Origin of the sequence: Paenibacillus lentus, assembly GCF_042714055.1 — a bacterium.
GTDB classification, from domain to species: domain Bacteria; phylum Bacillota; class Bacilli; order Paenibacillales; family Paenibacillaceae; genus Fontibacillus; species Fontibacillus lentus_A.
Map to the genome: position 1 here is coordinate 523,509 of NZ_JBHGVC010000003.1, position 22,094 is coordinate 545,602.

General features: G+C 42.1%; 20 protein-coding genes and 1 riboswitch. Of the genes, 9 read left to right on the forward strand and 11 right to left on the reverse strand.

All coding sequences use genetic code 11. From position 1 onward, the window contains the following. Window positions 1-5 precede the first annotated feature (5 nt). From ACE3MQ_RS09215 to ACE3MQ_RS09265, 11 genes are all read right to left on the reverse strand, one after another. Window positions 6-5,132, reverse strand: a complete 5,127-nt coding sequence (locus ACE3MQ_RS09215; protein ID WP_379392312.1) for an NlpC/P60 family protein — start codon at window positions 5,130-5,132, stop codon at window positions 6-8. A gap of 261 nt (window positions 5,133-5,393) precedes the next feature. Further along, entirely contained in the window at window positions 5,394-6,152 is a 759-nt protein-coding gene (locus ACE3MQ_RS09220) for a phage tail tape measure protein (RefSeq protein WP_379392313.1), read from the reverse strand. Window positions 6,153-6,214: 62 nt separating this feature from the next. After that, window positions 6,215-6,643 carry a hypothetical protein gene (locus ACE3MQ_RS09225; protein WP_379392314.1) on the reverse strand — a complete coding sequence of 143 codons (429 nt, stop codon included), beginning with the start codon at window positions 6,641-6,643 and terminating at the stop codon, window positions 6,215-6,217. Window positions 6,644-6,664: 21 nt separating this feature from the next. Then, window positions 6,665-7,267, reverse strand: coding sequence for a hypothetical protein (locus tag ACE3MQ_RS09230; RefSeq protein ID WP_379392315.1), 603 nt, complete (start codon window positions 7,265-7,267; stop codon window positions 6,665-6,667). Window positions 7,268-7,427: 160 nt separating this feature from the next. After that, on the reverse strand, window positions 7,428-8,222 hold the full coding sequence (locus ACE3MQ_RS09235) for a hypothetical protein (protein ID WP_379392316.1): 795 nt from the start codon (window positions 8,220-8,222) through the stop codon (window positions 7,428-7,430). Window positions 8,223-8,235: 13 nt separating this feature from the next. Then, window positions 8,236-8,961 carry a hypothetical protein gene (locus tag ACE3MQ_RS09240; protein ID WP_379392317.1) on the reverse strand — a complete coding sequence of 242 codons (726 nt, stop codon included), beginning with the start codon at window positions 8,959-8,961 and terminating at the stop codon, window positions 8,236-8,238. 192 nt (window positions 8,962-9,153) lie between these two features. Then, window positions 9,154-9,921 carry a hypothetical protein gene (locus tag ACE3MQ_RS09245; protein WP_379392318.1) on the reverse strand — a complete coding sequence of 256 codons (768 nt, stop codon included), beginning with the start codon at window positions 9,919-9,921 and terminating at the stop codon, window positions 9,154-9,156. Window positions 9,922-9,937: 16 nt separating this feature from the next. Then, a complete protein-coding gene (locus ACE3MQ_RS09250; protein ID WP_379392319.1) occupies window positions 9,938-12,661 on the reverse strand; it encodes an RNA dependent RNA polymerase in 2,724 nt (907 codons plus the stop codon). After that, on the reverse strand, window positions 12,624-12,806 hold the full coding sequence (locus ACE3MQ_RS09255) for a hypothetical protein (protein WP_379392320.1): 183 nt from the start codon (window positions 12,804-12,806) through the stop codon (window positions 12,624-12,626). The genes ACE3MQ_RS09250 and ACE3MQ_RS09255 overlap by 38 nt, the downstream gene beginning before the upstream one ends. Window positions 12,807-12,828: 22 nt before the next feature. Continuing rightward, window positions 12,829-13,035 carry a hypothetical protein gene (locus ACE3MQ_RS09260; RefSeq protein WP_379392321.1) on the reverse strand — a complete coding sequence of 69 codons (207 nt, stop codon included), beginning with the start codon at window positions 13,033-13,035 and terminating at the stop codon, window positions 12,829-12,831. Between the two features lie 62 nt (window positions 13,036-13,097). Beyond that, window positions 13,098-13,331, reverse strand: a complete 234-nt coding sequence (locus tag ACE3MQ_RS09265; RefSeq protein WP_379392322.1) for a hypothetical protein — start codon at window positions 13,329-13,331, stop codon at window positions 13,098-13,100. A gap of 220 nt (window positions 13,332-13,551) precedes the next feature. Between ACE3MQ_RS09265 and ACE3MQ_RS09270 the strand changes: the two genes are divergently transcribed. The 9 genes from ACE3MQ_RS09270 to ribH all read left to right on the forward strand — a co-directional run bounded on the left by ACE3MQ_RS09270 (window position 13,552) and on the right by ribH (window position 21,995). Next, the gene (locus tag ACE3MQ_RS09270; protein ID WP_379392323.1) at window positions 13,552-14,880 is read left to right on the forward strand and encodes a DNA sulfur modification protein DndB; all 1,329 of its coding nucleotides are present in this window, start codon (window positions 13,552-13,554) and stop codon (window positions 14,878-14,880) included. A 17-nt stretch (window positions 14,881-14,897) separates the two neighbouring features. Then, window positions 14,898-15,857: a phage lytic cycle repressor MrpR family protein gene (locus tag ACE3MQ_RS09275; RefSeq protein WP_379392324.1), complete on the forward strand. Its 960-nt coding sequence runs from the start codon at window positions 14,898-14,900 to the stop codon at window positions 15,855-15,857. A 75-nt stretch (window positions 15,858-15,932) separates the two neighbouring features. Continuing rightward, window positions 15,933-16,418 (forward strand): hypothetical protein, encoded by a 486-nt coding sequence (locus ACE3MQ_RS09280; protein ID WP_379392325.1) that lies wholly within the window; start codon window positions 15,933-15,935, stop codon window positions 16,416-16,418. 189 nt (window positions 16,419-16,607) lie between these two features. Further along, window positions 16,608-17,159, forward strand: a complete 552-nt coding sequence (locus ACE3MQ_RS09285) for a hypothetical protein (RefSeq protein WP_379392326.1) — start codon at window positions 16,608-16,610, stop codon at window positions 17,157-17,159. Next, window positions 17,152-17,433 (forward strand): hypothetical protein, encoded by a 282-nt coding sequence (locus tag ACE3MQ_RS09290; RefSeq protein WP_379392327.1) that lies wholly within the window; start codon window positions 17,152-17,154, stop codon window positions 17,431-17,433. The genes ACE3MQ_RS09285 and ACE3MQ_RS09290 overlap by 8 nt, the downstream gene beginning before the upstream one ends. Window positions 17,434-17,843: 410 nt before the next feature. Further along, window positions 17,844-18,019: riboswitch (FMN riboswitch) on the forward strand. 304 nt (window positions 18,020-18,323) lie between these two features. Next, window positions 18,324-19,445 carry a bifunctional diaminohydroxyphosphoribosylaminopyrimidine deaminase/5-amino-6-(5-phosphoribosylamino)uracil reductase RibD gene (ribD, locus tag ACE3MQ_RS09295; protein ID WP_379392328.1) on the forward strand — a complete coding sequence of 374 codons (1,122 nt, stop codon included), beginning with the start codon at window positions 18,324-18,326 and terminating at the stop codon, window positions 19,443-19,445. Window positions 19,446-19,477: 32 nt separating this feature from the next. After that, entirely contained in the window at window positions 19,478-20,155 is a 678-nt protein-coding gene (ribE, locus tag ACE3MQ_RS09300; protein ID WP_379392329.1) for a riboflavin synthase, read from the forward strand. Between the two features lie 50 nt (window positions 20,156-20,205). Next, the gene (locus ACE3MQ_RS09305; RefSeq protein WP_379392330.1) at window positions 20,206-21,444 is read left to right on the forward strand and encodes a bifunctional 3,4-dihydroxy-2-butanone-4-phosphate synthase/GTP cyclohydrolase II; all 1,239 of its coding nucleotides are present in this window, start codon (window positions 20,206-20,208) and stop codon (window positions 21,442-21,444) included. Window positions 21,445-21,527: 83 nt separating this feature from the next. After that, entirely contained in the window at window positions 21,528-21,995 is a 468-nt protein-coding gene (gene ribH, locus ACE3MQ_RS09310) for a 6,7-dimethyl-8-ribityllumazine synthase (protein ID WP_379392331.1), read from the forward strand. The last annotated feature ends 99 nt before the right edge of the window (window positions 21,996-22,094 follow it).

Consider the following 22,094-nt stretch of genomic DNA (forward strand, 5'->3'; position numbering starts at 1 on the left):
GCATATCATTTTTTAAATGTTCCTTTCTTAATGGATCTGTTCATCGCGGATTCGAACTTGTTCAGCAGGCTGGTTCCCGTCTCGCGGTCATTGGCTTGAATGATAACAGTATCGATCGCGACACCTCCGCCAGAGACCGCCGAAACCGCATTGGCAGTGCTGCTGGATGGAGAGAGGAGAGAGAGCTTCTTGGACATTTCGCCGGCAAAATTATAAACGAATTGCAGAGGATTATCCAAGACTACCTCGCCAGTTTTGAGAATGCCTAATTCTTCGTTAGGCTTCAGGGTGCTCTTTATTTTTTCCCACCAGGTTTGAGTCGTGGTTCCGGCTACTCCGACTTCTCCGCCGTTATGGTATAATTTGACCCCATTTTTGAACCATACTCCGGTTTTGTCATCGCGCGTAGCTCCAATCTGAGCACCGAGCCGCAAGTTTTCTGCAGCAATCTCATTTCTTCTGTTCTGATTTGTAGCTGCTGCCCATGCTTTACTGTTGCCCTTCATGAGTTCGATAATTTCCAGTTCTTTTGCTGTAAAAGCAGGGGAGGCAGGAGAGTTCGGGCTGCCAGCATTGTTACTGCTATTATTAGAACTACTATTATTCGCAAAGGGGAAATTGGACATCTTGTCATAATCCAATTGCATAGCATAGTTTAGGTTTTCGAAAGCTTGGGAAGTATCGAAGGCATGGTTCTTTAGTATAGAGAAAAAGGTATCGTACTTGCCCTTTAGTTCATTAAGCGTTGCTTCAACAACTTGAGCATCCTGGCTGAGCAGATTTTTCTTTATTTCATAAAAATACTTCTCGTTTTCGAGAATATCTTTATATTTTTGCTGCGTCTTCTCTTTCTCGCTATCGATCTTCTCGAGCGTATCTTTATGAAGATCGTCTTGATCCTTTTTGACCTTCTCTGTATACTTCTTGCGATCATCCAACTGATCCTGCAGGCCTTCTTTGGTGAGGGTTCTTTCACGCTCTAATTTATAGCGCTCGATCTCTTCATCCGCAGCATCCAGCTGCTCCTGCAATTCTTTGCGTTTCGCTTTGCCTTCCATAGATTGATCCAGGGACCACTTGTTCAGGCTTTCCTGGAGCTTTTGCCGCTCTTTGAGTTTTTTCTCCAGTTCGCTTTCATAGTCATCCGAGGCATTCTGACGGTCGAGCAGTTTGATTTGCTTATTGATATAGTCTTCAAACCGCTTGTCTTCCTCGTCGATGTTCTGCATGAACTTTTCGTGTCTTTTGTTTTCCGCCTTGGTGCGTTCCTCAAGGGTATCCAGCTCTAGATCGCGCTGTGTCTCGATCATTTTCTTGAAGTTGCTGATAATCTGATCGGCGTAGGTTTCTCTGATATCCTTGATGGAACGGTTATATTCATGGTTAGCAATGATTAAGCTATGAAGTTCTTTGGTTAATTCTTCTTTGGCTTTTGCTGACAACTGTTCGCTTTGTAATTGCTCTTCAAGATATTTGATGGCTTCTTGATTAATGTCGATTTGCTTGCTGGTTAGCGAAATTTGCAAAGACAGTTCTTTAGAGTACTCAGCAGAATTCTCACTTGCCTGTTCCATTCTAGCTTTAGATAGCTCGAGCTCCTTATTAACGATGGAGGTCTTCTCGCTGAATTCATCAAGCTTACTATTAATGATCCCGAGATTTTTGCCGTTAATTTCTAGTGTAATATCATCGATTTCTTGTAATAGCTTTCGTAGATCGGCTTCAAAAAGCTCAGGTTCAAATCCTTTTGCATCAATCGTATTTTGGAACTCTTGATATTCCTGTTTTTTTATATCTCTCTTTTTAATTAAATTACCGACGACGTCAGCTTCATACTTTCTCCAATCCTCTGAGTAATCAGTGTAATTCGACTGGTTGAATTGCGATTTGTGAATTTTGTCGTCTTCGATATCTAGTAAATTTGTATAATAGGCGCGGACACTTTCTAGATAATTCCGCTGTCCTTGATAGATTTTAGCATTATTTTCGGCTATTTCTTGTGCAGCCTGTTTGCCTGCTTCGTCGAGGTCTTTTTTTGAGTGCCCACCTGTAAAGGAAGTACTGCTGGAATAACTGCTGTTAGTTACTCTTTTTGCACCTTGGTATTTTTCTGACCAATATTTGCTGTCCAATTTTTGAGTGCTTAACCCGCTATTGACACCCATATGGATGAACTCACCGTTACCCATATAAATACCAACGTGAGAATTATCTTTGCCCGTGGTATTAAAAAATAAAAGATCCCCTTTTTGCAAGTCTGCTTTATCGACCTTTGTACCTTGTTTGGCTTGTTCAGCAGCGGTACGAGGGAGGTTGATACCTAAAAACTCCTCGAACATTTCTTGTACGAATTGGGAGCAATCCGACACGGCTTGCTTCGTGAATTCCTCATAGGTGCCTTTGAACTTACCGGGAACTTGTTTATAAGTGAAAGTACCTTGTAAACCGGAAGCAGCAGATAGCATATTATTGATAGGGTTACTAGACGAGCCGCTAGTTCCAGAACTATTAACTTCTTGTTTTACTGGCAGCAACTTAGAAGGGTCTTTAACACCTTCTTCTAAAAGCCTGTTTTTTTCGGCTAATAATTTATTTTCAGCAATTATCGAGTCGCGATACTTTTGAGAATGTTTAGCGTAGCGTTCACGCTGGCTGTTGACTTTTTTGATAGCATCGTCAACGGTATTTATTTGCTGCTGAAGCCTTGAGAGCACCTCAGTAGTTTCTTTCAAAGTTTCTTTTGAATTCTTGGTTTCTTTTTCGTTTGAATTTTGCGTTTTGGTAAGCTCGTCGAGAGCAGATTTATATAACTTAAGTCGAACAGTCTCGTCTTCAAGTTCAGATTCTGTATTATTTTGTATTACAGCAATTTTGCCGAATGCCAGTTGTTCTGCTTGAAGATCAGTCATTGTACCATTTGCTACCTTAGCAGCATATGTCTCAATTAATGCCTGACGTTCTTCTTTAATTTTTTTAATTCTCTCATCTGCATTATTGATTAAGGTTTGGGTTTCTTGAATGTCTGCTTTTATGGATTCGATTTGCTGTTGTTTTTTTGCTTGCAGGAAAAGAAGTATTTCTTCGCGTCCCAGTTTTGTAACGTCAGCAAAATCGCCATATTTATCATTGAGCATCTTTATGGTCGATATTGAGAGGGACTGGCCTTCTTCAAGCTCTTTCTCAGCGTCATTCAGAAGTTTCATTTCTTCTTTTGCATCTTGCAAATACTCGCTCAAATAGCCGATCGTACCTTGGGTATTTGTTAAATAACCCGTAAATCCAATGACTTCATTGTTTTCCCCAAGAACTTCCTTTAACCCACGGAAGCTGCTAGCTGCCGCATCGGCTGCACTTGCTATTCTGCCGATTTCCCTTCCGGTTTCATCATATACCGGTAAGCCTGCTTTACCAGTTTTGGATGTCTCGGCTAAAGAAATGGCCAGATCATTCAGAACATTAATGTAATCAGGGAATTTTTTCTTAAGATCAACAATAATCGCAGCGGTGTTCCCTGACTCAATTGCTTGAGCCAGATCTATTTTGTTGTCTATCAGGTACTGGTTGATATCAGAGGCCAAGTCTTCATATTGAAAAACTAACTCATCTGAATTCGACTTCGTAACATTCATTGTTTTCGAAAAGGAATTACTCAGATTGTCTAGAAAAAGTCTGACATTATGATCTGTCACATTTGTTTCAGTAACGAGGGTGTTGTTATAGGTTTTAAAAAGATCCGTAAAGTCTTTTAATCCACTTTCATATTTGCTACTAGCATCCTGGAATTCTCCATCAAGTTTGCCCAGTTCTGATCTGGCCGCAGTAACTGCTTGAGTAATGCCGCCATGACCAAATATTTCTTTAGAAAGCCAGCTCTCATCAACGTACTGACCTTTTTCACTGAATATACGAGCAACTTCATCATTAAGTGACTGAACTTTTTTAATATATTCTTTAGAATTTTCATCCAGCTCGTCGAGATCTTTTCTATTATTATTAATGAATTCTTCGGCGAATAATAGTGCGTCAACCTTAGCTGAGGCGTAGTCATGCTTCTTCTGCAGCTTCCCAACTTTTTTTTGGTTTGAAGTAATTTCTTTCGCAGTATCTTTTAACGTTTCCGTTGATTCTTGATATAATCTTTTGCTTCTTTCTAGATTGAGGGCCTTTTCAGACTCAATAAGTTTATCTATTTCTGCTTTGGTTTTGTAAACAGCTTTTCCCTCGGCGGTGTAATGACTGATGATATCTGGGACGGACTGGGAGGTTTGCTCAAGAGCCTTATTTAATTCTTCTTGAGATTTACTTCGGTCACTGAGTGTTTTGCTTAGATTCTCAAGGGATACGATATTGTTTTGTGTATCTTCAATATTTTGCTTTAAATTATCAAAATACTCTTGCTGAGATTCTCCAGCACTCCCAAATAAATTAATGACCTTCTCAAGTACAAAACCCAATGCAGCTAGAGCAAGTCCCACTCCAGTACTTGCCATTAAGCCTCTTAGAGCTATTTTCGCTGTTGTTGCGGACACTCCAAGTGATGTCATACCTTTACCGAGTGTTAAAACGGCAATCGTGGTTGTTCTAAAATTTTTACTTACAGTGGCAGCCGAAGTACCAACGATTCCTAGCAGAGTAGGAAGCAAACCAATTTTATCAATGCTAAAGGTTAACACTTTCATCAAGCCCGTTAATACACTCGTTACGCCAATGATAGAATCGTTAATGACGGCATTTCCCATGGATAGGGCAAGCGTGTCCCAGGCGGTTCTCATCGTTTGGATTCTGGCTTCGAGGGAATTCATGTATTCGGCATTTTCCCGCATCGCGGATCCTTGAGAGTTAAGGGCGGTTTCGCTTGCTCTTGTGCTGGTATCGTAGTTCTCCATGAGGGCAATAAATCGGGAGAGCTGAGACTGGCCAGCTAACTGGAGTGCGGTGTTATGCTGCTGCTCCTTGCTTAGATTGCTCCATTTGCCGGCAACTTCGTCCAGAACCACAGATCCGTTTTTCACATTGCCGTTCATGTCTTTCATGGAAATGCCAATGCTATTCAGTACCTGTTCGGATTCTCCAAGTGTCGTCAGGCGTGAGTAAATCGTGGTCAGTGAGTTCAGGCTGTTACTTTCGGACATTTGGCGTCCTACGGACTGCACAATCTTAAACCAAGAAGTGCAGCGGAAACGGTGCTTCCAGGAGTGTCTTTACACTCGACCGCTTCTCACACTATTGCTAGTGTGTTCAGACTATCGCATCATCTTCACTCTTAAGCTAAGAAGGGAAGATGTCTCGACATTTAGTCGTTCAGGCTGTATTTAAACTTGCCCCTTGTCGTCCTATTCGGGAATAGGAGTTCCAAGTCCATTAGTCGAGATTTTCACTAATCAATCACTTGATCAGGCGGCAACGAGTTTACCGATCACTTCACCACTCTCACGCGTAGCTATTGAAATGGCTGTCGTATCACCGATCAGCTTTTCCATGGAAATTCCATAATTGTTAGCCGCAGTTCCGGCCTGGGTTAAGCTGCTGGCCAAATCCTGGCTTGTCACGGTGAATTTGTTGTCTACCGCGTTAAGCCTGTCGGCAATTAGAATGCTGTCCTCCGCTTCGATATTGAACGCAGACATCGCCGCCGTCATGGTCTGGATCGCTTGATCCGGCGTCAGCTCCGAGATATTTTGAAACAGGGCGGCCGTTTTGGCGAGGGCTAGGGTTTGCTTCTCGTCATAACCCATGCGGCCAATATCAATCAGCAGGCCATTGACTGCACCGATGGAATGTCCCAGCTCATTCGCCGTTTGAATGCTTCCACGCAGCATGCTTTCAAAATCCGTTCCTTCGTTCATGACTCGCTTGAGCTGCGTGATTTGCGTATCGACCTCAAGAATGGTTTTAATAATATCCTGCATGCCTTGCTTCAAGAGAGCCTTGTTATTTTTAATGAAAGTTTGGGTTTGTTTGTAAACCGATTTTAGCGCTTGACCGAAGCTGTTGCCGACCTTATCGCTTTCTTGCTTATCGATTTCAATCGTAATCTTGATTTTCTTCAAAGAAGGGTTCTTTTCGATATTTTTTATAGCTTTGTTGAGTGCGGTAATCGACGGGCTTATGTTGATATCGGCCGTAATTAGAATCTTCGTATCATTTGCCATGGTTCTCACTCCTTTACATAAAAAAAATGACCAACCGGTGGCCATTTTTAATAAACGGTATATTAAATTTCGTCCAGATTGAGTTCTTCAAACTTTGAAGCTAAAGCATCGTATTTAAACTGATCGTCACCTTCGAACTCCAGACCGCAATTCAGCACGGAGTAGGCAACGCTCTTCAGCATGTTTCGGCTGTTATCCGTAACCTCAATGATGAATTCCTCATTCAGCAGGGGGGCAAGGGAGGTTTGGAACGCATTAAGATCTTTGATATTGTAACGCTGGATCTCGCCCTCCGTAATAATTTCCGGTTGACCATCGTCATCCAGTACACAGTGCTCCATCACGAGGTCAAAATATTCTTCCTTATATTGCTGAAAGCGCTCCGCCAAAATTTTAATAAAGCGGGTTCTCATGCGCGAGCTAAAATCGATCAATTTCAGACGATATAGAAAAGAGATGACATATTCCAGTTCATGAATGAAAAATTTCAAAGCGAGTCACTCCTTTGGCATTTAGTTATTCTGGTTCAGAAGATTTTTAATGACATCTTTATTTTCTAAATTCGCGTTTTCAATGTATTCCAGCAATTCGCTTTGCAGCTCTTTGTTGTTTTGAACCATCTCCTCGTACATGGTGAACTTTTTCCAAATGCGAGAATAGATTTTTTGAATTTCCGTTTTGTCAAAATGCTCAAAAATGGTCTCGGCCAGCTCGCTGTCCAGCATTTTATTGAAGATATTGATTTTCTCCTCAAAGGAATAGTCTGTCCGCTCCGTTAAGGTAGAGAAGAATAACAGGATATGGAGACTTAAATAATCCATAAGTTTGTTTTCTTTCATTTCCGGAAATCTCCGATTATATTCCGTGATAAATTCGGAGAAATTAACAAGCATTTCATCGATTTGCGTAGGTCTGAAGCAGGCATACACTTCCGTATAACGACCGTCTTCAAAGCTGACCCGATGAAGCTGCTCGTATTTATCAACATCCTGAATCAAATTATCTAATGTTAGTTTCGTATTTTTTATTTTATTCGCTTTCGTGGATTTCTTACTGCTAGCTGTTGCTTTAGTTGCTTTGGTTTCTTCGGTTGCTTTGGTCGCTTTGGTCGACATAATCAATCATCTCCTAGGTTCGTATTCTGCTTATGCAGGTTTGGTCATGAAATAAATATGATGAGCTGTTTTCTTTTCATCTGAAAATGAGCAAAGGAAGCATTCACTAGCTTTAAGATGAGAAGAAAGGAGGGAGGAGGGGGTGAGCCCTCCCGAATCCTTACGCCAAATCTTCCTCATCGTAAATCCGCATCACATACAGATCGTGAGAGTCGGCCGGTTTTAACGCCTCCATCGGAATATCAAGCGGAGAAGGTTCTCCATCTGGCTGCATATTCAGATTCCAGTTATCCTCGATCTTCGCGTTATCAACTGTAATTTGCGCTGCATAGTCCTTTTGAAGATGGTAGTCGCGTACCAATACGTCGAGCACGAGCTTGAAGCTGCCTGCGAATTTATCGGAGGATGCACGGATCTCTTTCGTATCTGGACTTGCCGCTGTTTCGTAGTAAACGATGATTTTGCTTTGATCTGGAATTTCGTCGCTGGCGAAGGTAATCGTTTTGCCGCTTACGGTGTAGTTGTCCGATGCAGGTGCCGAGGCTGCATAATCAAAGGCTTTGCCAACCGTTCCATCCGCATGGAGCAAGTTCACGCTCACCAGCGCTCCGCTGGCAGCCGGCGTATATGCAAGCGTAGCGGCATCCGCACTTACAAAGCATACTTCATTTTTAATAACGTTTTTCGTGCTGGAGGTGACTTCATTGCCAAGCAGCATGCCAAGCATTTCGTTGGAGAACAGCGCATCCTGCAGCACGAATCTTGCGGAACGGCCACCGGAGAACCCGACCAATTTAGGGTTACCGCTTCCGCCAACGGCATATACCGTTTCTGCGGTGTTCTCAATATTAGACATTTTCAGCGTGTCGATTTTAACTTTCAGCTTTCCTGTTTCGATATCAAAAAATGATGCCGTTGCAACATCCCGTACTGCCCATCTATTTGTAACTGCCATAAAAAAATTCCTCCTAATAAATGATTTTTGTCCAATTGATTTCTTGCATATTAATATTTTTTGCATCTATATTGCCCGTATAAATTCCAGTAACAACACTGTTGTAATGATCGATATTTTCAAGCCGGTAATAGCCGTCATAGAACTGGTAGATACTCAGCTCAAAAATATTGCCGATATGAATGCCGCTGGTCGCTTTCCAGGATAGACCCGATATGATGCTGTGCAAATTGATGACCGGCTTCTTGGCCGGCTTATTCGCTTTGCCCTTCATCAGCTTCTCGATCATTTCTTTGGCCTTGGAATTTCCAGGAATATAGTCTTCCTTCTCATTGGCTAATTCCGCTTTATTCGCCATTTTCACGATCTCCTGGAAGCGGTGAAAATTGCCTTCGTGAAGGGTCAGCCCATCCCCTAAGTCAAAATAAGGAACGCCCTCCATCTCTAAAAGCTCGATTTCCTTATGTAATAGAAGCCTTATTCCGTTAGCAAAGGAATTTCTGAAGTGATCGTTTTGCATGAAGAAATAACACACCAGCACAAATGCCGATTCTGATACTTCTCCCAAGCCGGATATTCGAGACTTGTCAAACAATAGAGACGATAGAGAATCCATGTAGTCGCTGTAACCTAGCTTAATAACATCTCTTAGCTTTGGAGAACGAATATAACCGACATCTTCAACGAACACGGGTTCATTAGCCAGTAAAGCCAGATGAATGTCTTCTTCATTTACCATTTTAATAGCCCCGTCGATTCCGATTTATTCATATTAGCACCTCCTCGTAATTCTAAATTTAAAACGATCATGCTTCGCTTTAAAAATAAAATATTTTGTTTTTCAGGAATATAACGCATTCCTATCACTAATACAAATTAGGGACAATACCGCCGAAACCCTTGAAGGATCAACGTTTAAGGGACGTTTCTATCACTTCACAAGTTCATGTTCTCTTCTTTTTTTCATGCTTTTCCGTTGCCATTCCTTTTGTTTTGCCTTGGAGCATTCGCCGCAATACTTCTTGCGGTTGGAGGTTTGGCGAAGCAGGAGGCCGCAGGAGCTGCAGCTCATGATCTTCTCGCCACGCCACTCTAAGTAGAAGTAGATGAAATTTCTGAAATCCCTCACGGTGATTCCTGCATCATCCTGATCGTTCGCGAACAAGACTCTTTTACTTAACTTTTTGGTATTCAAGGTCGGTTCAATCGCGCCAATCGTAATTAAATCATTGACAAGCAGTCCCTGCTTGACGCTATTCGCCGTCACCTTGGCATCTTTAAAAATATCGCTTCGCGGAGTGTTCACCCAATAGGAGTCGTTGCCATTCATCCTGTTGAAAATTTTGCTGTACAGCAAATAGACGAAGGCCAGCTTTTCATGAACGAGACTATTTAGGCTCCTGATATATTCCAATTCCTTACGGGTAATCACGACCTCTTTGATTTCCAAGAGGGAATGCTCTTGTTTTTCAATGGATTTGACCCACCGATCCAGTGTATCCTGCCATTTAACGCTGTTGAAGTGCGGGTAATGCTCATGCATGAACTGCTCGATTGCTTCACGAGCTTGCTGCCGATTCATGCCAAGCGAGTAATAGTATTTAATTAAACAGGTAATAGTCTTTGAAGTTTTCTGATGGATGAAGCCTTCCGTCAGAGCCTTATGCACCAATTCCTTTTCGTTAATGATTAATTTCATGCTGCTTCAGCTCCTCCTAAGCAAGATCTTTTAAATATGTAGTTTCAAGGGAAAACAAACTGCCTCCAAAGGAAATCCCGCCATGCTGATCCAGCCGCGGATAAGTGATGGTATGACCTTTCTTCTCAAGCAGGTTCAAAATGATTTGATCACCGCAAATATCCCAAACGATTTGTTTAGTTGCATTTTTGCGGTAGCATAGATCCAGTAATATATTGCAAGCATCTTCTTTGTTGCTGCACTTTTCAAACACCTCTTGTTTTAGGAATTGTTTGAACATCATTCTGGCGGACTGCGATTCATCCTCTGTCATCCTAGTTTTCCGCTTCGCTAGAGAATGGCTTTTTACAGTTTCTTGGTATTTCTCCAGTACATCGGATAGTTCGCGAACTAATTTTTTGGAGTAGGGTTTCATTGTTTTATACATGCTATAGTCAAATTCTGCTTTAGAAGCGGCTTCTTTCGTGCGATCGAACACATCTTCAACCATCCAGCACAATCTGTTCATGACGGACTTGCTGATGGAGAGGGGCATGTAGTCATAGTAGTTTTGTATAAATAATTGCTCGTCGAGGGTTCGTTCTTCTTTGGCGATTAGCTCGCTAAGGCCGATTCTGAATCTTTCCCTGCTGTTCATTTCATACGCTTTGACATGGCTGCGATATTGTTTTAGGAGTTCCGGATAAATATAACCAAAAAAATAGGGTTTCTTGTCGGCCAAAATACGCAGATTCATGTCTCTATCCTTTGAGGCAACGGCAGCATGGCGGTCATACCACTCTTTAGGCATGTCCTTGCTGTTGATGCCTTTCGCTTTATCAATTGCGTTTTGCTGATAATTTTGGCCGCATTGAATGCGGTAGGTCAACGTTTTATACTCTTTGCTTTCTTTCGGGAACTTGGCACGGACATCAAACATGGAAGTAATCCGATTCGTCACTTTTCCGATCTCGTCGCCGAAGCTGTTTTTGTTCGCTTGAATCGCATCAGCTTCGGTTACGATTTTTTTCTCGGCGATTTTTTGAACGCATACGATAGCAGGTAATTTTTCTATGCTGTCCAGCAGTACTTTATTATTGGTGGTAAGAACGGCGTCTCCGTCCTTGTCGGCTCCGTTAAGAGCATGGGTGGTGGTGTCCCATGAATTGAAAATAGTAACGGTATCCATATATTTGTACCAATAACTCATTTCGGGCGTATTTTCTAAGTGAAGTATTCTAATATTTTCTGCGCAGGTCATCGGGGCCCTAAAGCAGGCGACCTGGCTTACGTTTTTGTCATTCCAATATTTCGAATAGAAGGAACCTGCACGAAGCAGCCCTGTAACCTCCATCCCAAACATGTTTTGGCATAGGCTAAATGGATCCCCGGAGATGGTGGAGAAGTTACCAGCTACTTTCACCACGCCCACCTTGGCATCATTGATTCTTTTCTTGATCATTCCGTAAATTTTATTTCTTATAAATGGATCGTGAATAACGCTGGAATCAGCCATAAGGGCTTTGGAGAAATCATTGCCTCTTTTATAAAAAGCGTTCGCAGTGATATCCTTGCCGTTTAAGAATAAGATGCTCTTATAAGGATCCAGCCCTAAAATATCATGAATTTCTTTAAGGGTTGGCGTAATTAACGCTGTGATTTGTTCGTCGGACAGATCCAGGGACTGAATGAACTGGTAATTAAGATTTCTTTCATCCTCCAAGGTCTCTGGAGTTACTTTGGTCACGCTGAAGGTATAGTTGTTTTGTTTGCAGTTATGGAGATAGTGCTCAAGATGATCATAGGAATCCCAAAGCTTAAGCATAGAGGCCGTCAGAATGATTTCCGCTCGACGGATGTCTCTTTCATTTCCCCAAATATCCTTTACGATATAGCTTTTGGCTATTTGCTCCGCAAAAGCGTGAAAATCAAACGTAAACAGCATTCCTTTCGTAAAGGCATTTCTTATGCAAAAGCCGCTAGGAATATAATTTTCCCCTAGCTGCTTGGCCCATTTTTCGCTAAGGGAAGGGAGGATTAGTCCATAACCATCGCTTTCGTTCAGCGTGATGTCGTAATTTTCTTTATATCTCATTTTGGGGTACTTTTTCGTGACCGAATCGTCAATTTCAATGACATTGCTGAAGAATGAGGTTTCACAATCATTTACGACCAGTATTCCATTAGGGTGAGGCATCGGTATGCTCGCACTGCAAACTAGAGATTTGTAGGCTTCAAGCCTGGCAGGGACAAATGGCTTGTTCATATTCCTGCCGTTATCGATTCTTCTATTCAACTCTTCATAGATTTCGCTATTGATAAAGACAACGGTACTATTCTTCGCCCCGCTTGTTGTCGCTAATAATCTTTTATATTTTATGCCATTGAGGTAAAATCCCTTTTTGCTGTTTAATCGGTCATAGTCCTGATTGTTGTCGATAATAACGCTCAAGTAACTGGACAAGAATGAGGCCTCGTACAGCTTTTTATATAAGGAACTGATCTTCTTTTTGTTGCTGGCTACATTGTCTTTCAGTTTTAAAGCATGGATCTGATTCCTGATGATTAATATGTATGGGTCTTGATTTTCTCTATGTTCTATTTCCGATATGAATCGAAGTGCCGTACTATCTGCTAATGCTACGATTTCCTCATTTCTCATGGCTTCTTCAATCGATAGGGTAAGATTCCATTTGGCCTTCCGAAGCCTGGAGGAACGAATTTTATAAACGTATTTTAAAGAAGCTGAATGTTTGGACAATAAAATTACCTCCTGCAGTATAACGATCCTCTGCCCGAATAATGATGATTTCCTGCATGTCCTCGTCGAAGATTTCGGTTCTGTCGTCGATTTCGCCGTCGTAGTAAAGATCTTGCCAGCTTAGCCTTGAATGTCCGCATTTCATCCATATCACCTCCCCTAAGCAGCTAAAGCCACGTTTTCAAATTAACATTTCTTTTGACTTCTTTATTTTTAATTATGTCAAAAATGCGATAATCCTCCGCCATAAAGTTTTCCAATGGCGATAGGGTTGGCGAAGCTACTTTCGTTCTTTTCCATGTTTCTAGCTTTGCGCAATCATCATAAGCAATCAGGCGCTCGATACAATAGCGCTTATTCGTACATGCAGCCACTCTGATGCTCCTTCCAAGATGTAATTCACTTCAAAAGGGACATAGGCATGCCCCTTGATCATTTAAATTTCACTGGCAGTCAGCACATCGTGCCAATGTACCTGGACATCTTTTGCGATGATCGGATACGTGGAGCGGTTCCAGGTATGTATGTCTCCGTGTATTACCGAAATGGTATCCTTATTGAGCAAGCTAGCAACAAATTTTAAGGATTCTTCCTTCGTATTCAGGTAAACAGGGAAGCAAACAGGGATAGTAATCTCCCCGGAAACGTATAATTTCTGCTGTTTTTCCATATTGAGACTCAACTCCATCATGTTATATTTATTAAGAGAATGATATTACCAATAAGGTAATACTAACATGGAATATGCTCGTTTGCAAACAAATGTTCGCATTGATCCTATTTTTAACTTGCGCCTGCTAATTACGCTAAATTTGATATATTTTCTTTTTATTTTTCATATGCTATACTCTGTTGGAATAAAATATGTCGTTTAGAGGGAGTTGGGGCTAGTGACAACAGAAGATGAAAAGAATATTTATGAAATTCTTTCCATGGTGCTATCGGAAATTGCTTTACATAGGGATTTGCAAAGAGGTATCGAGGATTATTTATCCGAAAAACATAACATGATTCGAGGAACATTCATTGAAATCGTTGCCCAGCCTGAGAAAATTGAACAGCTCGCTGATGAAGTCCTGGCTGTTTTTGTAAATGCGATATATGAGATTACCCAAGATTCGAGAATGGTCTTATCGGATTTCTTTTCCAAACAAGAGATTAGAAACGTGAATAAGTATAAATTTGAACAGCCCAGACAAATTGAACTACCATATACGATTTCGAGCGTAATTAGGGTAACGAATGAAGATTATTTAACAGCTATGTCCTATAAAGACATCGCTGATTTATGGATTTACAAAATTCTAACGTATAACTTCCAAACGCAGCGATTATCGAAAAAAAGAGTCAATGCGAAGGGGAAAATCATCGAAAAAGCAGATATTAAAAGCAAGAGCGTACAAAATATAAAGAAGCTGATGCTAGAAGGGAAATATAGTCCCTCAACGATCTTGTTTAATATTCTTGTGGATGGCCAGAGCAGCATTTCTTTTGAGGAGGGGGAGCTGATCATTCATGAAGGCTCGACCGTTAATATCATTGACGGGATGCATCGGTTAATGGCGATCGTTGAAATCATGGAGGAATATCCTGATTTTGAAGGCTACATGAATATTGATATCAAGCATTATCCTATTGAAAAGGCGCAAAAATTACTTGCCGTGACGAACACGGTAAATCGTTTTGATAAGACCTTGGTGAAATATTATGGCGGAGAAGAATACAGTGAAGAGATTACGAAATATTTAATGAGCATTCCTGTTCTGCATCGAAGAGTGGAAATAAAAACGGCGATCGACAAGAAAATCACGATCACGAACTTTGCCATTCTTGCAGACAGCATTAAAATCAGCTTTGCTCCGGAGAGCGTTAAGGATAAATACGATGTGCAGGATGTCTTAAGGAGATTCTATGAATATTTAATACCTTCGTATGAAGATGTTCTTGTTAAGAATCGCATCAAGAATCTTGAAGCATCCTGGATGAGTCATCATAACATGCATGTCGGTTTTATTGCCATAGCCAAGAAGCTATTTGACAAATATGGGAAAGAGTTTCCGGTGGATCAGATTGTTGCGATTATCGAAGGGATTGATTTTAACAAGGAAACCTCGTCTTTAACGGAGATTATGGGCGGCCAAGGTAAAACGAACTCCAATAAGGTGAAGCAGCAAATCAGAGATTATATCAATTCAGAAGTAGATCGGGTACTTGCCTAAAAAAGGGGGGGAATTCATTGAACATTATTCATGATGACAGGTTGTACAATGAGGAAGTGAAGCAGGAGTATATCTCAACCCACAAGAAGGGTACGCGAAACATTCTGGAGAGATTGTTTAAGATCGCCTCTCTATTTGAGATGGATCTAAACAAGGATATTTATGATTTCAATCGTGAAGAATTGAGAAAGTTATTTTTTACGTTTATGCCTTCTACGGAAAACGCCTCTAAGTCAACTGTGCTTTACGTTAGCAGATATATCGATTGGGCGATTGAGGAAGGATATCTTGAAGGTATGAATCCTTTGGATTCAACGGATACCGCGTGGAAGAAGCAATTCGCCGTCAAGCCCGATAAATTTTACTGGACGGATCAGGACTTGCATAACGTTCTTAAGAAGCTGGTAAATGCGCAGGATGCTCTCGTTTTATATGCCCCGTTTATCGGCATTCTGGGCTATGAGAACGCGGAAATCACAAACCTAAAGCAGAGCCATATCGATCAAGATCTTTTGACCGCGCAAGTCTTTGATGCCGATGGATGCAGCCGTGAAGTCGAAGTCGATGAGGAATTTATCCGATTAGTGGGACAGGCTATTAACCAGGATGAATACATAAAAAGCAATGGTAATCCCAAGGAAGAGATCCGCAGCGAGGCAGCCAAGCTAATCGACAACAATTTCGTTGTCCGATCCTCGCAAACGAGGGTTAAGCATATCGAAGAGGCCGATAAGAATATTGTTTATCGCCGTTATGCGGTAATCAAAAAGCAATTTGAGGTACCTCATTTAACTCCTACATTTATTTCTTATTCAGGAATGCTGCATGTAGCTAAAAATTATTATATCGAGAATGAACTGGAAGCAGGATTCGAGAAAATCAAAAAACAGTTCAACGTTTCAGAGGCTACACTTCAGCGGTATAAAGAGGAGTTTTTAAATGAACAGCAGATCGTCAAGCTGTATGAATTGTCCTAGAATAATCTAGGACTTTTTATTACATGAAATATTTTATTTACGTGATATTATTATGCGAAAAATGAGGTGAAATGTATGCAGCCTTCTAAACTAATCGCTTTGCTTAAGAATGATATGGATCATTTCGCGCAGGAGGAGCATATTGAATTAATTAAAATGATAAGTGATTTTCATAACGAAACAGGAGAATATGTTCTAGTGCCATTGGAAAATAATAGTTTGAGAATCATTAGCGCAAACGATATCTATTTCATCAAACAGCCGAAAAAAGGAAAAATATTCATTCATACCTATGAAGAAATCATAGAGTATACGACGATGAAAACGAATTTGTTAGATTATATGGTTGAAAAAAATAAAAAATTTAGATTATTAAATAGCGGACTAGTGGTTAATATCGATAAAATAGTCGGCTATAACTCTTATTATCGTAAAGTCTATTTGTCTGACGATCTGGTCATCGATGTTACTGGTGCGGCGATCAATAATATTGTGAAAAAAATATTGGGCAAGGACAAGGATCGGTGCAAGGATGCCCAGATTAACAATTATGCATTTTAGAGAGAAAAAAATTTTCGACAATATTCAACATATTTTCGACATAAAAGCAAGATCACAAGGAAAAGTAAACATCAAAATATTTGATTATTTTATTGATTTAAAGTAATTCGTGTTCTTGCTACTATTTACATAGAGCCTACTTTATTAAGGAGTAAAAAAGTATAAAATTCATGTATAGGAGTGGGATGAATGAATTTACTCTTCTTAGTGAGTGGAAGCAGCGGTTCAGGAAAATCTTCATTATTTCGTTCTTTAATGAACAATGAGCTCAAAGTCTTCACAACCCTGAAACCAGGGGAAGGAGACATGAATGAATCGGGGCACGCTTATTTAACGAGAAAAGAATTTGATTTCCTGAGAATGAATGATGGGTTTGTAGGGTCGATTTGTTGCGAGGATTATTGCTATGGAATCACGAAAAAAGAACTAAAAAATAAATTATCAAAGGGAAATGCATTTGTTATTGTTGATTTCAAGCTGAAGCAAATCATTGAAAAGCAGTATAAAAACTGTTTATCCCTATTTATTTATGCAGACAAAGAAGATGTACAAAAGCGGATGCTGGCACGCGGTGACTGTTTGGAGACGAGAGAGAAGAAATTAACTACATATGAAGAGGATATTCTCAACATGGTATATTACGATGAAGTCGTTGTAAATCATCAAAATGAGTTTGAACACACGCTTCAAACGCTTCAAGATATTATTACGGATTCAGAGGGGTTAAGTAATTATGTATAGCTGTTTACAATGCGGAAGCGTTTATTTAAGAAAAATGGATGCAGAAGAATGTTCAAGAAAAGCGGTTGAAACGCCGCTTATTGAAGTAGGCAAATTATTAAAAGATTACTCTTACGACCAGGAAATCGTAATCCGATGCTTCAGCTTTAAAAAGAGGGGGCACAGCATTTCTTATTTATTTGAATGGTTTGAACCAGAATTGAAAGAGTGGACCTATGTATTCACCGTACATAGCAATAAATGCTTAATAGACCACTTTGCTGAGCAAATATGACTTTAATTTAGGAGTAAAGAAGATGAATAAATACCAAAGAATTTATACCAAATTTATAGTTCAAAATGGCGAGGAAGTCATACTTACCTTTAGAGGTATAGAATCGTTAAATAAATTTATTGAAGATTCACCTTCATATATATTAACTGATATTAGGAATAAAAGATTTAAAATAGAGAATTAGATAATGAAGTTCCTGCCATGTGCAAGGATTTTTCTCGGAATTATTTTTATAATAAAAAAGCTCGGAATAACACAAAAATGATATCATAGTATCTCTAAGTCAGAATGAAATAGCTGCGTCTTGCAAGGTGTTCGTGTTTATTCGCGCCTTGCTTTTTAATTTTTTTGGTGGTAACATTTTAACGAAGTCACAAATTCAAGGTATACTGACAACTAAATATTTTGAACGTTAACTTCGGGGCAGGGTGAAATTCCCTACCGACGGTGATGACTGCTTCTGACTAAGCTTAAACCAGCTGAAGCGAGTACAAGTCCGTGACCCGTATGCGCTACAAATTAAGCATGCGGCTGAGCCGGTGAGATTCCGGGACCGACAGTATAGTCTGGATGGGAGAAGGAAACGCAGGATATGCGACGTATCGACGACGAGTGTATCCATTGTAATTAAAGCATAGCTTTCAAGTTCTAATTTTCACAAGGTTGATTTTTTCGAAATTAACAGTGAGAATGCAGGGCTTGAAGAGTTGGCTGAGTGATGGCGGTTTAGGGTCGCTTTGTCCCTATATTTCCGTCATGTTTGCTCATATCCGGCTCAGTGCTTTCATTTTGCGTATAAACTCTCATTGCCCCATCGGACTCCGATGGGGCTTTTGTAATTCCTTAGCTGCTGATGATCCTTGTTGTGAAGAGTGGAGGTGAAGAAATCATTGGAAATTATTAATGACGAATATTATATGAGATTGGCGCTGGATATGGCGAATCGATCACAGGGACAAACCGGCGTTAATCCGGTCGTCGGAGCCGTCATCGTGAAAAATGGCGAAGTCGTCGGGCTGGGCAGTCACTTGAAGCGCGGCACTCCGCATGCTGAAGTGCATGCGCTGAATATGGCTGGAGAGGCTGCTAAAGGAAGCACGGTATATGTCACGCTGGAGCCGTGCAGCCACTATGGAGCGACGCCCCCATGCAGTGAAGGCCTCGTTAAAGCCGGAGTGAACCGTGTCGTTGTTGCTTGTGAAGACCCGAATCCTCAGGTTGCGGGAAGGGGGATTGAGCTGCTGAAGCGAAACGGAATCGAGGTAGAGGTAGGTGTCCTTCGGGATCAAGCGATCAAGCTGAATCGTCGATTCATCAAATACATTACTACCGGAATGCCGTATGTCACGATCAAAACCGCCAGCACACTGGATGGTAAAATCGCTTCTAAGACTGGAGACAGCAAATGGATTTCTAACCCAGAGGCGCGCGAGCGTGTTCATACGATGCGCCACCGGCATGATGGAATTATGGTCGGAGTGGATACAGTCATTGCGGATGATCCATCACTAACGACGAGACTGACGGTACCGGGAGTTTCACCTACTAGAATCATTGTCGATTCAACTCTCCGCATTCCCGATGAAGCCAGGGTGCTTCGCGATGGTGCCGCCAAAACCATGATCCTTACTACAACGCAGGCACCCGAAGAGAGACGCACTTCATTGACAGATCAAGGAATTCAAATCATTACTTGCGGGGAAGGACCGCAGGTGGATGTACGTTCTGGTCTGCAAAGTCTAGGAGAGCTGGGAATATCATCGCTGCTCGTCGAAGGAGGAGGCCGACTGAACGGGTCGCTGCTCGACAATAGGCTGGTCGATGAAGTGGTATTGTTTCTGGCCCCAAAATTGATTGGCGGTTTAAGTGCCCCAGGCAGCTTCGTATTTGAAGGCTTTGAGCTGATGAAGGATGCGGTCACATTAAGCGACCTGTCCGTAGAGCAAATCGGCGATAATGTTTGTATCGCAGGATATCCTGTTTGGAACGCACATGTATTGGAACATATATAAAGCCATGGATTCACGCAGAAAGGGGGAACCGCATGTTTACAGGACTAGTTGAAGAAGTTGGCGCAATTAAGTCGGTACAAAGCAAGGGCGAGGCTATGGTAATCGGCATTAAGGCAAGCACGGTCACGCAAGGAATGAAGCTTGGCGACAGTGTGGCTGTTAACGGGGTATGTCTGACGGCTACGCATTTCGACGGCTCATCCTTCACAGTCGATGTCATGCCGCAAACGTTTCGCAGCACAAACCTGAGCCAGCTTAGATCAGGCAGCAAAGTAAACCTGGAAAGGGCGATGGCTGCGGATGGCCGTTTTGGCGGGCACATCGTTCAAGGACATGTCGATGGAGTTGGGACGATTACGGGGGTGAGGCAGGATCAAAATGCCGTCGTATATGAAATATCCCCAGCGGAAAAATCCTTGTTTAAGTACATTATTCCCAAAGGCTCCATTACCATTGACGGGATCAGCCTGACGGTTGTCCGCACCGAGGGACATCGATTCAGCGTATCGATTATTCCTCACACTTTGGCGGAAACCGTTCTTGCTTATAAACGCCAGGGCGATACGATCAACCTGGAATGTGATATTCTCGGCAAATACGTCGAGCATTTACTCGCGTTTGGCAAAGGAAATAACAGGGGAGGGTCGGATGACCAATCTCCATCGCCAGGCATCGATATGCCGTTTTTGATGAAGAACGGATTTGTATAAGTCAGTTCAATTCATTTTTTGCAGAGCAGCTAAAGGGAGGGACGTAAATAATGAGTGATATTCAATTGGATCGGGTGGAAGAAGCGATATACGAGCTTATGCGCGGCAAAGTCATTATTGTCGTCGATGATGAGGATCGGGAGAATGAAGGGGACTTCGTGGCGCTGGCTGAGAAGGCGACCCCTGAAGTGATCAATTTTATGATTACCGAAGGTCGCGGGCTCGTTTGCATGCCAATTACTGCGGAGAGAGCAGAGGAATTGGATCTAAAGCCGATGGTGGCGCAAAATACAGATTTTCACGGTACGGCTTTTACCGTATCCATTGATCATGTGGACACAACGACAGGAATATCCGCCTACGAGCGGTCTTTGACGGTGAAGGCCATTATGGATCCGAATGCAAAGCCTTCCGATTTCCGCAGACCAGGGCATATGTTCCCGCTGATTGCGAAGAAGGGCGGCGTTCTGCGGCGGGCAGGGCATACAGAGGCGGCGGTCGATTTGGCACGGATGTGCGGCTCATATCCGGCTGGAGTAATATGCGAGGTCATCAAGGAGGACGGAACGATGGCTCGTCTGCCCGACCTTGTTAAAATCGCCAAGCAGTTCGATTTGAAGCTGATTAGTGTAAAGGATTTGATCCATTACCGCAACGAGAAGGAGAAGCTGGTGACCCGCGAGGTTGAAGTGCGCATGCCTACCGATTATGGCGAGTTCCGAGCGATTGCGTATACGAACGATGTAGACTCCAAAGAGCATGTCGCTCTTGTCAAGGGTGAAATAGACGGCGAAGAACCCGTACTTGTCCGGGTGCATTCCGAATGCCTGACCGGGGACGTATTCCATTCCCATCGCTGTGATTGCGGTCCGCAATTCGAGGCGGCCCTCCAGCAAATTGAAGAGGCAGGCAATGGTGTTCTGCTGTACATGCGCCAGGAAGGGCGGGGCATCGGGCTTGTCAACAAGCTGAAGGCATACAAGCTGCAGGAGCAGGGGCTGGATACGGTAGATGCAAACCTGAAGCTCGGCTTCCCGGCCGACCTGCGTGACTACGGAATTGGGGCACAAATCCTGAAGGATCTCGGAGTCCGCAAAATCCGACTGTTGACCAACAACCCTAGGAAAATTACCGGGCTTGAGGGGTACGGCTTGGAGGTTGTGCAGCGGGTTCCTATCCAAATGACAGAAAATGAGGACAATAGCAATTATTTGCATACGAAGCAAAAGAAGCTTGGACATTTACTGAACTTTGACGCGATCGAGCAAAACGAAACAACCCAAAGCTAGCAGTTCTTAGCAAATGAACACTTTTTAATAATTACGAATTAATATTCACGAAAAATACAACATACTATTGGAGGAATCGAATTATGGCACAAGTATTTGAAGGACATCTCGTCTCGGAAGGCTTAAAATATGGAATCGTAGTCGGTCGTTTTAATGAATTTATTACGAGCAAGCTGCTTGGAGGCGCGCTTGACGCTCTGAAGCGCCACGGCGTAAAGGATGAGGAAGTCCATGTAGCTTGGGTTCCGGGAGCATTCGAAATTCCGTTTGCAGCACAAAAAATGGCCGAAAGCGGCAAGTATGACGCAGTTATTACTCTAGGCACAGTTATTCGGGGATCAACCTCTCATTATGATTATGTATGTAACGAGGTTGCTAAAGGGGTAGCGGCAATCGGCCTGAAAACAGGCGTTCCAACTATTTTCGGCGTCGTAACGACAGAGAACATCGAGCAAGCCATTGAACGCGCGGGTACGAAGGCAGGGAATAAAGGCTGGGATGCGGCGATGGCTGCAATTGAAATGGCTAACTTGACGAATTTGCTAAAATAGTGCTTATTTAATGTAGTACCCTTATTCAGGGTACTGCATTTTTTATTTAATTCGCGTGTTCGGGAAGGGTGCTCCTTCTTGAGCTGCCTCTAACGGGTG